Here is a 14,166-nt window from a genome sequence, read left to right as displayed (position 1 = left end):
CCTTCTTCGATAGCGATGCCGCGGAAATCAGCGGGCGGCGCTGGTGTAGGCCACGGCGATGCGGCTGCGCGCTTCAAGCTGGCCCATGGCCTTGGCGGTGCCGTCGCGCACGCAGGCTTCGCGCTGGCTGCGGCGGGTGGCCTTGGCGCAGGCGCTGGCTACGGTCGTCTCGATCCGGTCGCGCATCACGGCTACGTCGGAGGCCTTGGTGAGGTCGAGGCCCTCGTGGCTGATGGCGATCTGGACTTCTTCGGCGGCGGCAGCGGCGACCGAGGTGGCGGCAACAACAGCGGTGAGGCTGGCGATCAGGAATTTCTTCATGGTAGCGTCCCTTGCTAGGTGAAGTGATCGCCTTCCTGCATCATCTCATCTTGTCTTCTGTCCCACCGTTGTGCGGTGCATCATAATTCAACGCAAATGCGATTAGCGCATGCGGAATTGCAATCATTGCAACTGTGATGTGATGGATTTTCAGTCTTCTGGGTAGGAAGCGCGCAGGAAATAGAGCCCCTCGGGCGGCGCATTGAGGCCGAGCGCCGAACGGTCGGCCGCGGCCAGTGCCTCGCCCACCTGCTCGATGCGCCACTGGCCAAGCCCGACCAGCGACAAGGTGCCGACCATCGAGCGGACCTGATGATGGAGGAAACTGCGGGCTTCGGCCTCGATCAGGATGTGATCGCCCTCGCGCCGCACGTCGAGCCGGTCGAGCGACTTTACGGGGCTGGCCGCCTGACAATGGGCCGAGCGGAAGGTGGTGAAGTCGTGCAAGCCCACCAGCGCCTGCGCCGCCTCGTGCATGGCCTCGGCATCGAGCGGGCGGGCAACGTGCCAGGCGCGGTTCTTCTCCAGCGTCAGCGGCGCGCGGCGGTTGGCGATGCGGTAGACATAGGCGCGGCCAAGACAGGAGAAGCGCGCGTGCCAGTCATCGGGCACCACCTCGCAGCCGATCACCGCCACCGGATCGGGCCGCAGGTGCGCGTTAAGCGCTTCGGACAGGCGGAACGGCTCGATCTGCTTCTCGATATCGAGGTGGCACCGCATGGCGAGGGCGTGGACCCCGCTGTCGGTGCGCCCGGCGCTGAACAGGATCGGGTGTTCACCCGTCACCTTGTGCGCGGCATCCTCGATGGCCTGCTGCACCGTGGGGCCGTGGTCCTGCCGTTGCAGGCCCATGAACGGCGTGCCATCGAACTCAACGGTGAGCGCGAAGCGGGTCATGCGAGCACGGTGCCCTCGGCCACCGGATTGCCGCGCAGGAACTCGGCCAGACCCATGGCCGGCTTGCCCGCGCGTTGCAGCTCGACCGGGCGCAGGGCGCGGTCGCCGCAGGCGATGGTCAGCCGCTCGTCGAGCACCGTGCCCGGAGCGCCCCGGCCGTCGACCACCTCGGCGCGCAGCAGCTTGATGCGTGCGCCGTCCAGCTCGAACCATGCGCCGGGGAAGGGCGCAAAGGCGCGCACCTCGCGTTCGAGCAGACCTGCCGCCTTGGTGAAATCGAGCCGCGTCTCGCTCTTGTCGATCTTGGCGGCATAGGTGGCCGCGATCTCGTCCTGCGGCAGCGGGGTGAGGCTGGACAGGCGGCTGAGCGCATTGACCATCAGCCGCGCGCCCATCTGAGCGAGTTGGACGTGCAGATCGCCGCTGGTCTTGCCGGCGGTGGAGGTTTCGTCGCGTAGCAGCATGTCGCCGGTGTCGAGCCCCTGCTCCATCTGCATGATCGTGACCCCGGTCATCGGATCGCCCGATTCGATGGCGCGCTGGATCGGCGCGGCCCCGCGCCAGCGCGGCAGCAGCGAGGCGTGGACGTTCACGCAGCCGAGCTTGGGCGCGGTCAGCACCTCGACGGGCAGCAGCAGGCCATAGGCCACCACCACCGCAATATCGGCCTCAAGCGCGGCGAAGGCCTTGCGCTCGGTGGCGGCGGCGAAGTTGACCGGATGGCGCACCTCTAGCCCCAGGGCCTCGGCGCGGGTCTGCACCGGCGAGGGGCGCAACTTCTTGCCCCGACCGGCGGGCCGCGGCGGCTGGGTATAGACCGCGCAGATTTCGTGTCCGGCCTCTTGCAGGGCATCGAGCACCGGCACCGAGAAATCCGGGGTCCCCATAAAAATTATACGCAAGTTTCACTTCCCGTCTGGGCTGAGCTTGTCGAAGCTCTGCATTTGCTCTTTACCCCGCTATAAGAAAGGACAGCCCTTCCACAAGCTCAGGGCGACGGAACCCGCTATGGCCTCCCCCGAAATCGAAAACCTTGCCTCTGCCCTGGCGCGCCTGCCGGGCCTTGGTCCGCGCTCGGCGCGGCGGGCGGTGCTGTGGCTGGTGAAACACCGGCAAACCGCGCTCGCCCAGCTGGTCGAGGCCTTGCAGGTGGTCGAGCGCAGGCTGGTCGAATGCGCGACCTGCGGCAATGTCGATACCACCGACCCGTGCAGCATCTGCGCCGATCCGCGCCGCGATGCCAAGGCCATCTGCGTGGTCGAGGAAGTGGCCGACCTGTGGGCGCTTGACCGGGCCAAGCTGTTCAACGGCAAGTTTCATGTGCTGGGCGGGCGGCTGTCGGCGCTTGACGGGGTGCGGCCTGAAGACCTCGCGATCGACCGGCTGCTGGCGCGGGTCGAGGCAGGCGGGGTGGATGAGGTGGTGCTGGCGATGAACGCGACGCTCGAAGGGCAGACCACCGCGCATTATCTCGCCGAGCGGCTCGAGCAGTTCCCCGTGCGGATCACGCAGCTGGCGCACGGTTTGCCGGTCGGCGGCGAGCTGGACTACCTCGACGAAGGCACCTTGGCGCAGGCGCTCAGGGCGCGGCGTCCGCTGACCTAGCACCGCGCTGCAGGCCCTGCTTGTTTCGCGCAGAGAACGCAGAGCACGCAGAGGAACAGGAGAGCGCCCCCTCTCAGCGCCCTCCGCGGTCTCTGCGCGAAGCCCAATACCTGCGGCTCCGCCGCGAGCACCCATTCGCCCGATTGCAGCCTGCGCAAGGCCGCCCTATATGGCCCCCATGGCTATCCGTGAAATCCTCGAAGTTCCCGATCCCGTCCTCAAGCAGGTCTCCGCGCCCGTCGAAACGTTCGACGATGCGCTGAAGACGCTGGTCGATGACATGTTCGAAACCATGTACGACGCTAATGGCATCGGGCTGGCCGCGATCCAGATCGGTGTGCCGCAACGGGTGCTGGTGATCGACCTCCAGCCCGAAGACCCGGACGCAGAGCCCGAGCCGTGCAACCACGACGGCCACCACCATCACCACCAGCCGACGAAGAAGGAACCGCGGGTTTTCATCAACCCGGAGATTCTCGATCCGGCGGAAGAGCAGACGACCTATCAGGAAGGCTGTCTTTCGGTGCCCGACATCTATGCCGATGTGGACCGGCCGAAGACCTGCCGCGTGCGCTGGCACGATCTGGATGGCAATGTGCATGAAGAGCCGATGGACGGCCTGATGGCAATCTGCATCCAGCACGAGATGGACCATCTCAACGGAGTGCTGTTCATCGACCACCTCAGCCGCCTGAAGCGCAACATGGCGCTCAAAAAGCTGGAAAAGGCACGCAAGGCGGCCTGACCGGGCTTGAGGTTCAGGCTTCGGCTGTCGCTGCCCGGGTCTCGGCGGCGGCTGCCGCTGCGTCGTTCTCGGCGGCACGACGTTCGAGCCGCTCGCTGGCGGCCTTGGCGCGTGATTTTTCGATCTTCCTGGCCTGATCGGCCAGCGCCCGCCAGGTTTTCTGCGAGCGCAGCGCGCGTTCGCGGACGTTATCGAGAGTGGCGGCTTTGGCATCGCGCGCGGCCTCTTGGGCGCGGGCATCGTAGAATGCGAAGGTCTGGCTCATGAAATTTCCCCTCAGAAGGGAGCGCCTCCCCCGCGCCGTGGCGACAGGGGAGGTGAGCCCGTTATAATCAATCGGCAGGCGAAAGGTTCACGGCCGAAGCCTTGCCATTCTTGCCCTGCTCAACTTCGTAGTTGAGGCGCTGGTCGGTGTTCAGCGTGTCCATGCCGGCAGCCTGCACCGCGGTGATGTGGACGAAGCTGTCAGCCGAACCATCGTCGGGCTGAATGAAACCATAGCCCTTGTCGGCGTTGAAGAATTTGACGGAACCGGTCTTGCTCATGATGCTTCCTTTCCAGAAGACATTGTGCCCGGCAGCAGGGTGCCACCGGGGTCGTGCGTCAGGTCGTGTGATGAAAGGAAGTCGTCGTCTGGCGGCGCGACCGCTTGAGCGGCAACACTTGGTCAAAGGCCGAAGTCCGTCGCAAATGTCGACGTCAGCAAGAGCCTTGTAACACAGCTGCTGCCAAAAGCTCAGCGGTTTCTTTCGCGCAGGTTTGCGGGGCCGCTCAGGCCGCCGCCGCTGCCTGCATGCCTTCGAGCGCCTTCAGGCAATCCTCGAAGCATTCGCGGCACATCTTCGCGCAGCGCTGGCAATGGGCATTGTCGTGCTTCGCGCATTCCTCGGCGCAGATCTTGCACGCGATCACGCAGGCTTCGAGCAGCGATTTGATGACGACGGTGTTGCCCGCGGTGCGGCGCGCGGCCACGCGGCTGACGGCCTGGCAGATGTCCGAACAATCCATGCATTTGCGGATGCACTCGGACATGTCCATCGGTTCGGTGGAGCAGGCATCGGCGCACGAATTGCAGATCGCCGCGCAATACATGGCGTGCCTCACCGCTTCGGCGAGGTCTTCGTTATAGTCGGCACCCACTTGCGGGTGCTCACGAATCATTTCCTTGATCGACATGGGTCAGTCTCCTTCACCGGACTGACGCATGGAGGGGGGGGCTGGTTCCGACGAACTGCCGTCAGTTGGCGGAGGCCAGCCCGGAAGATCAGTTGATCACGCGCTCACCGGTGTTGGCGACCGATTCCAGATCCTGACCAACGCCGCGCACCGTGTTGCAGGCGGCAAGCGCCAGCGCGCACGAGCCGATGGCGAGGGTGAGCAGGGCTTTGCGGAACATCTTCTTCGCTTCCTTATCAAGTGGCAGGCACCACGCTGCCGCATTTCTAGTGACACTGGCATGAACGCGCGACAATCGAAAACGGGCAAGCGAAAAGGGCCGCCCCGTCACTGGAGCGGCCCTTTCTGTTTGGCCTCAGGCCGGAACTCTTAGAACAGGCCTTCGATCTGGCCGTTCTCGTCGAGATAGATGTTCTCGGCCGAGGGCACCTTGGGCAGGCCCGGCATGGTCATGATGTCGCCCGCGATGGCGACCACGAAGCCGGCACCCGCCGACAGACGCACTTCGCGAATGGCGATCTCGTGGCCCTCGGGCGCGCCGAGCGCGGTCGGGTCGGTCGAGAACGAGTACTGCGTCTTGGCCATGCAGACCGGGAAGTGGCCGTAGCCCATCTCTTCCCACTGCTTGAGCTGCTTGCGCACCGCAGGCGAAATGGCGACGTTCGCAGCGCGATAGATCTCGGTGGCGACGGTTTCGATCTTCTCGGCCAGCGGCATTTCGCTGGGGTAGAGCTGGTCGAACTCGGGCGCACCGGCATCGGCCTTGGCGGCAACGATCTTCGCCAGTTCCTCGGCACCGGCACCGCCTTCGGCCCAGTGCTTGCAGATCACGGCCTCGGCGCCGTAGCTCTCGGCCATTTCCTTGATCACCGCGATCTCGGCGTCGGTGTCGAGATAGAAGTGGTTGATGGCGATCGTCGGGGTGATGCCGAACTTCTTCACGTTCTCGATGTGACGCTTGAGGTTCACCGAACCGGCGCGCACCGCTTCCACGTTCTCGCCTTCGGTCAGCTGAGCCTTGGGCACGCCGCCGTTCATCTTGAGCGAGCGGACGGTGGCCACCAGCACGATGGCATCGGGCTTGAGGCCCGCCATGCGGCACTTGATGTCCATGAACTTTTCCGCGCCAAGGTCGGCACCGAAACCGGCTTCGGTCACGACATAGTCGGCCATCCGCAGCGCGGTCTTGGTGGCGATCACCGAGTTACAGCCGTGCGCGATGTTGGCGAAGGGGCCACCGTGGAGGAAGGCCGGACGGTTTTCCAGCGTCTGCACGAGGTTCGGCAGGATCGCGTCCTTCAGCAGCACGGTCATGGCGGGGTCTGCCTTGATGTCGCGGCAGAACACCGGGGTGCGGTCGCGGCGATAGCCGATGATGATGTCGCCGAGGCGCTTCTGCAGGTCGTCGAGGTCCGAAGCCAGGCACAGGATGGCCATGATTTCCGAAGCCACGGTGATGTCGAAGCCGGTCTCGCGCGGGAAGCCGTTGGACACGCCGCCGAGCGGGCCGACGATCTCGCGCAGCGCGCGGTCGTTCATGTCCAGCACGCGGCGCCAGGTGACGCGGCGCAGGTCGATGTCGAGCGAATTGCCCCAATAGATGTGGTTGTCGATCATGGCGCTCAGCAGGTTGTGCGCCGAGGTGATCGCGTGGAAGTCGCCGGTGAAGTGGAGGTTGATCTCGTCCATCGGCATGACCTGCGACTTGCCGCCGCCAGCGCCGCCGCCCTTTACGCCGAAGCACGGGCCGAGCGAGGGCTCGCGCAGGCACAGCATGGTCTTCTTGCCGATGCGGTGGAGCGCGTCGGAAAGGCCGACCGAGGTGGTGGTCTTGCCTTCGCCCGCCGGGGTCGGGTTGATCGCGGTGACGAGGATCAGCTTGCCGTTGCTGGTGGTGGGCAGGGTAGCGGTGTCGACCTTGGCCTTGTATTTGCCGTAGGGAATCAGCGCGTCGTCGGGCACGCCGGCGTTCTTGGCTACCTCGGTGATCGGAATGAGCGTCGCCTGGCGGGCGATTTCGATATCGGTGGGCATTTACCTGTCCTTTCCCGTGTTCGGCCGGCAGCGGGTGCGCCGGATTTCGTAAGCGCGAAAATTTCGCGAATCTGAATTGTAAGCAACCCATACGATTTTTTGGGCGCGATGCTCAAGCGGAAACTCAGGATCTGCGGGTGCTTTTCGCTTGAGCGGGGGATGAGCAGGGTGGAGTGCTTGTGCTGGCACGGTCGAGCGGTTAGGTTCGCCTTTCGTTCCATATTATTGCGAGTTTGTCGATGCCCGTTGAAGCGATTGTTGCCGTGGTGCTTGCGCTTGTGCTGGGTGTGGCGGTCGGCTGGCTTGTTTGGGGGCGCGATCTGGCGCGGCTGCGGGCTGAGCTGGACGCGGCGACTGTGGCAGGTAAGGAGCTGGACGAGAAGTTCCGCCGCGCCATCGTCGATCTGGAAGGTGCGGTGGTGCGGGCGGAGCGGGCCGATACGCTGGCGGGCGATCTTGCCCGCGTCGGTGCCGAGCGCGAGGACTTTGCCCGCCAACTGTCCGCCGTCACCAGCGAAAGCGGCGAGCGGGCGCGCAGCATCGAAGGCCTGCGCGAGGAGCTGCACGGCGCGCGCGGCAAGCTGGAGGCGAGCGAGGCCGCCCGCGGTAAGGTCGAGCGCGAGCTGGCCGAACTGCGCGCCAATGTCGCCAACTTCGACGAGCAGAAGCGTCTGCTGGTGAACGCGCGCGAGGAAATGCTGCGCGAGTTCCAGAACACCGGCAATGCGGTGCTGTCCAAGGCGCAGGAGAAGTTCATCGCCGATGCCGCCGCGCGGCTGGGCGATGCCGAGGCCAAGAACAAGGAGGCCGTCGCCAACCTGCTCAAGCCGGTGAGCGAGCGTCTGGAGAAGTACGAACGCACGGTCGGCACGCTGGAGCAGCAGCGCGTCAACGCGTTCGGCGAGCTGAAGGGCCTGCTTGACCGGATGCACCTCAGCCAGGAGGAGGTCCGGCGCGAGGCGCAGCGGCTCGGCAATTCGCTCACCAATGCGCCCAAGGCGCGCGGGCGCTGGGGCGAGCGGGCCTTGCAGAACCTGCTCGAACAGTGCGGCCTCGCGCAGCACACCGATTTCCTGCTCGAACAGTCGATCGACACCGACGACGGACGGCTGCGGCCCGACGCCATCGTTAACGTGCCGGGGCAGAAGAAGCTGGTGATCGATTCCAAGGTTTCGCTTAACGCCTATCAGGCCGCGTTCGAGGCCGACGATGACGAGGAGCGCCGCCGCCAGCTGAAGCTTCACGCGCAGTCGATGCGGGGCCATGTGCAGACGCTGGGCGCGAAAAGCTACCAGAGCCAGTTCGAGGACGCGCCGGATTATGTGGTGATGTTCGTGCCGGGCGAGCACTTTGTTGCCGCCGCGCTGGAGGCCGATCCCGAGCTGTGGGACTTCGCCTTCGAGAAGAAGGTGCTGCTGGCGACGCCCACCAACCTCGTCGCCATTGCCCGCACCGTGGCGCAGGTCTGGCGGCAGGATGCGCTCGCCAACGAGGCGCGCGAGATCGGCCGCATCGGGACCGAGCTTTATGACCGCCTCTCCAAGGCCTCCGAACATCTCAAGCGCATGGGCGGCGGGCTCGAATCTGCGGTGAAGAACTACAACAACTTCGTCGGCAGCTTCGAGCGCAACGTGTTGACCTCGGCGCGGCGCATGCAGGAGAAAGGCATCGAAATCGGCAAGCGCGAGATCGAGGAAGTGCCGTTTGTCGAGGGCGTTCCGCGCTATGTCGCGGCAGACCTTGCGCCAGAGCCCGAGGCAGCCCAGATTGGGGCCGACGAGCGAAGAGAGGAAGTCGAGCAATGAGGTTTGCACATGCCCGCCGGGTTGGCCTGCTGTTGGTAGCAGGCGCGCTGGCGCTGCAAGGGTGCAACCGGGACGATCCTCCCGCCGACCAGCTCGAACAGGCCGTTACCGAGACGGTCGATGAGATCGAGGAAACGCCGCAGCCTGACGGGCCCTACGCTCCGCGCAACGATTGCACCAGGGTCGCCGGGGCCTCGCCATTCCTCGCCGATATCCGCAGCGCGGTGTCTGCCCGCGATACCGAGGCTTTCGTGGCGCTGGCGGCGGAAGATGTGAAGCTCGATTTCGGCGGCGGGGCGGGGCGCGATCAGCTGCGCGCCATGCTCGCCTCCGACACCGCACCGCTGTGGGCCAAGCTGGACGAACTGATGACGCTCGGCTGCGCCTCCGATGGCGATGCGCTGATTACGCTGCCCTGGTACTTTGCGCAGGACATCAGCGCCGATCCCCACACGGGCATGATCGTAACCGGCACCGGCGTGCCCGTGCGCGAAACCGCTGCCGAGCAGGCGCCGATCATCGCTGCCGTATCGTGGGACGTGGTCGAACTGATGGACGGGGGCGCGGGCACTTCCGGCTTTGCCCATATCCGCTGGCAGCGACGCGGAGCACCGGCGAGCAAGCCGACCGTGATCGAAGGCTATATCGACGCGACCCGGCTGCGCAGCCTGATCGACTATCGCCTGGTCGGTGCGAGCCGCAACGGCAAGTGGCGGATCATCAGTCTGATCGCGGGCGACTGAGTGCGGGGAGAGAAGCCCGATCCCGGATCAGGTCCGGGGCCGGGCTGGCGAAATCTTCAGCCTTCCAGCGAGGCCAGCACCTCATAGGCCAGCACCGCCGCTGCCACCGCTGCGTTGAGACTGTCGGCGCGGCCCTTCATCGGCATGGTCACGCGCAGATCGCAGGCCAGCTCATAGTCCTCGGGCAGGCCGCGCGACTCGTTACCGACCATCACGAAACATGGCGCGGCATAGGGCGCGCCGCGATAGGGGACTGCCTCGCGCAGACTGGCGGCGACCAGTTGCCCCTCTCCGGCGCGCAGCCAGGTGAGAAAGTCATCCCATCCCGCCTGCGCCAGGCCCTGGGTGAACACCGCGCCCATGCTCGCGCGCACGGCCTCGACGCTGAACGGATCGGCGCAGTCGTCGATCAGGATCAGCCCGCCGGCGCCGACGGCGTCGCCCGTGCGCAGCATGGTGCCGAGGTTGCCCGGATCGCGCAGCGCCTGCGCCACCAGCCAGATCTTTGCCGACGAGCGATCCAGCCTATCCAGCGAGGTATCGAACTCCGCAAACACGCCTGCCACACCCTGCGGGTTATCCTTGCCGGTGATCTTGGAGAGAATATCGGCGCTGGTCACGATCACCTCGCCGCCGCTCGCCAGCACGTCGGCCTCCAGCGCATCCAGCAGCGGGTGCGGATCGCGCGCGGTGGCCATCACCAGCATCTGCGGCAGGCGGCCACAGGCGCGGGCATCGGTTAAAAGGCGCAGCCCTTCGGCGAGAAACAGGCCTTCGCGTTTGCGGTGTTTCTTGTCGCGCAGGCTTTTGAGCAGCTTGACGGTGGGGTTGGAAAAACCGGTGATCTCGCGGCGCATCAGTCCTCGCCGAAACCGGCTTCGACCATGGCCACCAGTTCGGCCAGCCGCGCTGCGTGATCGGTGCCCGAAACGCGGATCGTCACCGTGTCACCCTTGGCCGCGCCGAGCATCATCAGGCTGAGGATGGAGCCGCCCGCGGCCTCATGCCCTTCCTTGTTGATCACGCTCACCCGCGCGCCGTCCATCCCTGCCACGCAGGTCACGAACTTGGCGCTGGCGCGGGCGTGCAGACCGCGCTTGTTCACGATCAGCACTTCGGCGCTGACACTGTCGGTGGTCGTCTGGCTCATGCGTGCTGCCCGAGAAATTCGCTCGCGATGGTGATGTAGTTGCGGCCTGCCTCGCGCGCGGCTTCGGCGGCGGCGTGCAGCGACATTTCCTTGCGTGCACCGGCGAGGCGGATCAGCATCGGCAGGTTGATCCCGGCGATCACTTCGGTGCGGCCCGGATCGAGCAGCGAGATCGCGAGGTTCGACGGGGTGCCGCCGAACAGGTCGGTGAGGATTATAACACCCGCACCGCTGTTCACCTCGGTGATCGCGTCGGCGATGTCCTTGCGGCGCACCTCCATATCGTCGTGCGGGCCGATGCACACGGGCACGACAGCAGTCTGCTTGCCGACCACATGCTCCATCGCAGCGACGAATTCGCGGGCCAGCTGGCCGTGGGTTACCAGAATTAGCCCGATCATGCCGGAATACTGCCCAACCAGAATAACATCATAGGAATAGCCACCAGAATCACGGGTGTTGCGCGTCTTCGACAAGCTCGGTCGCGCGTGCGCCGAGGTTGCGGTGAATGACCGTGGGCGAAAAGCCCGCCGCGTGCAAGACCCCGGCCAGCTTCTGCGCAGAGTAGACGCTGCGATGGCGGCCCCCGGTGCAGCCGAAGGCAATGTTCACATAGGTCTTGCCCTGTGCGGCGTAGCGCGGGAGCAGTTCGGTCACGAGGTCGGCGATTTTCGCGAAGGCACCGGGGAAGGTGGGGTCGCGCTCGATATGCTCGCCCACCGGCGCGTCGAGCCCGGTCATCGGGCGCAGCTGCTCGACCCAGTGCGGGTTGTCGATGAAGCGCATGTCGAACACCAGATCGGCCGATGGCGGCATCCCGCGCGAAAAGCCGAAGCTGGAAACGGTGACGGTCAGCTGCTGCGAGGCTGAAGGGGCGAAGCGTTCGCGCACCGCCAGCTTCAGATCGTTGACGGAGAAATTGGTGGTGTCGATCAGCACCTCGGCCCAGCGACGCAGCGGCGCGAGCAGTTCGCGCTCGGCGGCGATGCCCGAGGAGACGGGCAGGTCGGCGGCGAGGAAGTGGCGGCGGCGGGTCTCGTTGAAGCGGCGCTCCAGCTCGTGACCGGCGCAGTCGAGGAATACAGTGGTCAGTTCGATCCGGCCATCGTTTGTCAGTGCCTTGGCCTGTTCGATGATGTCGGAAGGAACGAACCCGCGCGTGCGGCAATCGCAGCCGATGGCGAGCGGATAGGAATCGTCTTCCGGGCCGATCAGCCGATCAAGCAGACGGATGGGGAAGTTGTCGATGGCTTCCCAGCCCAGATCCTCCAGCTCACGCAGAACGGTCGACTTGCCCGCGCCGAGCATGCCGGTAACCAGCAGGATACGCTGGGGATCGTCAGTTTGCGACGCGACCATCGCTCGGGTCAATGCGCTTTTGCGGGGCAAAAGGAAAGCCCCTAGGCGCGGGCTATGCCCGGCGTCCCATGCTGGTGCAGTGCCCAGCGTGCGCGCAGCGGCAGGGAGGCGGGATCGGGGTACAGCAAAAGGCGGGGCACGGAGATGCCGCACCATTGCGCTGTGGCCAGCTCATCGGGCAGGCGCGGGGCCTTCTCATCGAGCGCGATAGCCAGCGCCACCGGGGCGCTGGTGGTGGGCAGGGTGACAAGGCCGACTCCGCGCACCTCGATCAGCCCCGCAATGCGCGGGGGCGGACTTGCGATCAGGTGGTCTCCCTCGGCCACCAGCGTCACCCCGTCGTCGCCGATCAGCTGCGCCCCGGCGTCGATCAGCGCCAGCGCGAGGCTCGACTTGCCGGTGCCGGGCGCGCCTTCGATCAGCAGCGCGCGTCCGTCGAGCGCGACGCAGGTCACATTGGCCAGCACCATGTTCATGTTGGCGTGCTCATGTCGGCGTGCTCATACTGGGGGCAGCTCGATCATCAGGCAGGCCCCGCCCAGCGGGCTGGCGTCGGCAACGGTGAGCGAGCCGTCGTGCGCCTCGATAATGGTGCGGGCGATGGCGAGGCCGAGCCCCGAATGGTTGCCGAAGTTCTCGTGATCGGGGCGCTGCGAATGGAACCGGCGGAACACCTTTTCGCGCTCGGCCTCGGGGATGCCGGGGCCTTCGTCGCAGACTGTTGTGGCAATCCGGTTGCCATGCTGGCGGACGGTGACCGCGATGGTCCCGCCCGGCGGCGAGAACGAGACAGCGTTGTCGAGCAGGTTTTCCGCCACCCGTTCGAGCCGCAGCGGCACCCCCATCACCCGGGCGTCGTCGACCTGTTTATCGACCGTTATCACGCAGTCGCGCGTTTCGCCGCGTGCCTGCTTGGTGGCGGCGACATTGGCGAACAGTTCGGCCAGATCGACCGGCTCGAACGTGGCGCGGCTCAGTTCGGCGTCGATCCGGCTGGCTTCGGAGATTTCGCTCACCAGCCGGTCGATCCGGCGCACGTCGTGGGCGGCCACTTCTTCCAGCTGCGCGCGCAGACCCGGTTCGGTCACGCGGGGCAGCGACTCGATGGCGCTGCGCAAGGATGCGAGCGGGTTCTTGATCTCGTGCGCGACATCGGCGGCGAAGCTCTCCACCGCGTCGATCCGGTGGCGCAGCGCGCCGGTCATGTCGGAGACCGCGCGGGCGAGCAGGCCGATCTCGTCGGTGCGTTCGTCCATGCGCGGCACCTCTATCTCGCGCTCGCGCCCGGCGCGCACCTTCACCGCCGCGCGCACCAGCCGCCGCAGCGGTTCGATGATGGTGGCCGCAAGGTACAGCGAGAGCACGATCGAGACGACCAGTGCGGCGAAGATGATGAGCAGCAGGCTGGTGCGGGCGCTGCGCACGGCCTGTGTGATATCGACCGCGTTGCGGGTGGTGAGCAGGCTGGCGCCGTTAAGCCCGACCGGGGCGGCGGCATTGATCATCGGCGTGCCGTCGGGCGCACGGCGCAGCTCGATCTGGGTAAATCCTTGCTGGCGCACACGCGAAAGCTCGGGCCAGGCATCGGCGGCGAGATCCTCAGGCTCGACATAGGGCGGGGCGGAATAGGCCCCGACGGCGAAGTTCACCGCCTGATCGGTCCAGCGGGCAAGGTCGTCGGTAAAGGGCGCGGCGACCGGATCGCTCAGCGTGAAGGCCGGGCCATCGAGCGCGAAGCTGTCGGCGACGAGCGTGCCCGCGGCATCGTACATGCGCAGCCGCATTCGCTGTTCCTTGCCGATCTGCACCAGCAGCGCCTTCTGCCGCTCGGGCGTGGCCCCGGCCAGCGCCTCGGCGGTGATCTGCGCCTCGATGCGGGCGAGCTTGTAGCGTTCGTCGAGCAGCTGGCGGCGGTAGGAATCGAGGAAGAACAGGCTCAGCGCCAGCACCAGCAGCGGGATCAGGTTGACCGCCAGAATGCGCGTGGTGAGCGAGGCGCCGAGCGGAAAGGCCAGCCGTTCGAGCCGACTGGCGCTCAGATCTTCTTCAGCCATCGGAGAAGCTGTAGCCCGCGCCATAGAGCGTTTCGATGGCGGAGAACTCCGGGTCGGCGGAGCGGAACTTGCGGCGCAGGCGCTTGATATGCGAATCGACCGTGCGGTCGTCGACGAAGATGTCGTCGGGGTAGGCCGCGTCCATCAGCTGGTTGCGGCTCTTGATCACGCCTGGGCGGCGGGCCAGCTCTTCGAGGATCAGAAATTCGGTTACCGTCAGGCTCACCTCGCGCGCGTCCCAGGTGACCTGATGGCGCGCCGGGTCCATCGCCAGCCG

At 66.0% G+C, this 14,166-nt stretch carries 19 protein-coding genes; 4 read left to right on the top strand and 15 right to left on the bottom strand.

Going from position 1 to position 14,166, the window contains the following annotated elements; translation table 11 throughout:
* Window positions 1-27: 27 nt before the first annotated feature.
* From D2V17_RS03515 to fmt, 3 genes are all read right to left on the bottom strand, one after another.
* Window positions 28-321 (bottom strand): UrcA family protein, encoded by a 294-nt coding sequence (locus D2V17_RS03515; protein WP_119591752.1) that lies wholly within the window; start codon window positions 319-321, stop codon window positions 28-30.
* Between the two features lie 150 nt (window positions 322-471).
* Window positions 472-1,218 carry a tRNA pseudouridine(38-40) synthase TruA gene (gene truA / locus D2V17_RS03510; RefSeq protein ID WP_119591751.1) on the bottom strand — a complete coding sequence of 249 codons (747 nt, stop codon included), beginning with the start codon at window positions 1,216-1,218 and terminating at the stop codon, window positions 472-474.
* Complete coding sequence (gene fmt, locus D2V17_RS03505) at window positions 1,215-2,120, bottom strand: methionyl-tRNA formyltransferase (RefSeq protein ID WP_119591750.1); 906 nt, start codon at window positions 2,118-2,120, stop codon at window positions 1,215-1,217. The genes truA and fmt overlap by 4 nt, the downstream gene beginning before the upstream one ends.
* A 106-nt stretch (window positions 2,121-2,226) precedes the next feature.
* Here fmt and recR point away from each other — a divergent pair, with 106 nt between their 5' ends.
* Window positions 2,227-2,823 carry a recombination mediator RecR gene (gene recR, locus D2V17_RS03500; RefSeq protein ID WP_119591749.1) on the top strand — a complete coding sequence of 199 codons (597 nt, stop codon included), beginning with the start codon at window positions 2,227-2,229 and terminating at the stop codon, window positions 2,821-2,823.
* A 178-nt stretch (window positions 2,824-3,001) separates the two neighbouring features.
* Entirely contained in the window at window positions 3,002-3,568 is a 567-nt protein-coding gene (def, locus tag D2V17_RS03495) for a peptide deformylase (protein ID WP_119591748.1), read from the top strand.
* Window positions 3,569-3,581: 13 nt separating this feature from the next.
* Here def and D2V17_RS03490 read toward each other — a convergent pair whose 3' ends face one another.
* From D2V17_RS03490 to D2V17_RS03470, 5 genes are all read right to left on the bottom strand, one after another.
* Window positions 3,582-3,833, bottom strand: a complete 252-nt coding sequence (locus D2V17_RS03490) for a hypothetical protein (protein ID WP_119591747.1) — start codon at window positions 3,831-3,833, stop codon at window positions 3,582-3,584.
* A gap of 67 nt (window positions 3,834-3,900) precedes the next feature.
* Window positions 3,901-4,113, bottom strand: a complete 213-nt coding sequence (locus D2V17_RS03485) for a cold-shock protein (RefSeq protein ID WP_119591746.1) — start codon at window positions 4,111-4,113, stop codon at window positions 3,901-3,903.
* A gap of 226 nt (window positions 4,114-4,339) precedes the next feature.
* Window positions 4,340-4,744, bottom strand: coding sequence for a four-helix bundle copper-binding protein (locus tag D2V17_RS03480; RefSeq protein WP_119591745.1), 405 nt, complete (start codon window positions 4,742-4,744; stop codon window positions 4,340-4,342).
* An 88-nt stretch (window positions 4,745-4,832) separates the two neighbouring features.
* Window positions 4,833-4,964 carry an entericidin A/B family lipoprotein gene (locus D2V17_RS03475; protein WP_119591744.1) on the bottom strand — a complete coding sequence of 44 codons (132 nt, stop codon included), beginning with the start codon at window positions 4,962-4,964 and terminating at the stop codon, window positions 4,833-4,835.
* Window positions 4,965-5,113: 149 nt separating this feature from the next.
* Window positions 5,114-6,778 (bottom strand): formate--tetrahydrofolate ligase, encoded by a 1,665-nt coding sequence (locus D2V17_RS03470; protein WP_119591743.1) that lies wholly within the window; start codon window positions 6,776-6,778, stop codon window positions 5,114-5,116.
* Window positions 6,779-7,017: 239 nt separating this feature from the next.
* On the opposite strand from D2V17_RS03470, the gene D2V17_RS03465 reads away from it, so the two are divergent.
* Together D2V17_RS03465 and D2V17_RS03460 are read left to right on the top strand one after the other, a co-directional pair.
* The gene (locus tag D2V17_RS03465; protein WP_119591742.1) at window positions 7,018-8,583 is read left to right on the top strand and encodes a DNA recombination protein RmuC; all 1,566 of its coding nucleotides are present in this window, start codon (window positions 7,018-7,020) and stop codon (window positions 8,581-8,583) included.
* A complete protein-coding gene (locus D2V17_RS03460) occupies window positions 8,580-9,326 on the top strand; it encodes a hypothetical protein (protein WP_119591741.1) in 747 nt (248 codons plus the stop codon). Before D2V17_RS03465 ends, D2V17_RS03460 begins: the two co-directional genes overlap by 4 nt.
* Before the next feature lie 56 nt (window positions 9,327-9,382).
* Here the strand turns inward: D2V17_RS03460 and D2V17_RS03455 are convergent, their stop codons facing one another.
* From D2V17_RS03455 to D2V17_RS03425, 7 genes are all read right to left on the bottom strand, one after another.
* Window positions 9,383-10,183: a TrmH family RNA methyltransferase gene (locus D2V17_RS03455; protein ID WP_119591740.1), complete on the bottom strand. Its 801-nt coding sequence runs from the start codon at window positions 10,181-10,183 to the stop codon at window positions 9,383-9,385.
* On the bottom strand, window positions 10,183-10,476 hold the full coding sequence (locus D2V17_RS03450; RefSeq protein ID WP_119591739.1) for an HPr family phosphocarrier protein: 294 nt from the start codon (window positions 10,474-10,476) through the stop codon (window positions 10,183-10,185). The genes D2V17_RS03455 and D2V17_RS03450 overlap by 1 nt, the downstream gene beginning before the upstream one ends.
* Entirely contained in the window at window positions 10,473-10,877 is a 405-nt protein-coding gene (locus D2V17_RS03445; protein WP_119591777.1) for a PTS sugar transporter subunit IIA, read from the bottom strand. The genes D2V17_RS03450 and D2V17_RS03445 overlap by 4 nt, the downstream gene beginning before the upstream one ends.
* A gap of 49 nt (window positions 10,878-10,926) precedes the next feature.
* Window positions 10,927-11,835, bottom strand: coding sequence for an RNase adapter RapZ (rapZ, locus tag D2V17_RS03440; RefSeq protein WP_119591738.1), 909 nt, complete (start codon window positions 11,833-11,835; stop codon window positions 10,927-10,929).
* Between the two features lie 41 nt (window positions 11,836-11,876).
* A complete protein-coding gene (locus D2V17_RS03435; protein ID WP_119591737.1) occupies window positions 11,877-12,311 on the bottom strand; it encodes an HPr kinase/phosphorylase in 435 nt (144 codons plus the stop codon).
* A gap of 24 nt (window positions 12,312-12,335) precedes the next feature.
* The gene (locus D2V17_RS03430; RefSeq protein ID WP_119591736.1) at window positions 12,336-13,889 is read right to left on the bottom strand and encodes a stimulus-sensing domain-containing protein; all 1,554 of its coding nucleotides are present in this window, start codon (window positions 13,887-13,889) and stop codon (window positions 12,336-12,338) included.
* The coding region (locus D2V17_RS03425) for a winged helix-turn-helix domain-containing protein (protein WP_147367211.1) at window positions 13,882-14,166 on the bottom strand (285 nt) is incomplete at its 5' end. The genes D2V17_RS03425 and D2V17_RS03430, both read right to left, overlap by 8 nt.

It is taken from the genome of Aurantiacibacter xanthus (genome assembly GCF_003584015.1).
GTDB lineage: Bacteria > Pseudomonadota > Alphaproteobacteria > Sphingomonadales > Sphingomonadaceae > Alteraurantiacibacter > Alteraurantiacibacter xanthus.
The sequence above is the reverse complement of the archived record's forward strand: the minus strand, read 5'-3'. Positions and strand labels throughout refer to the sequence as shown.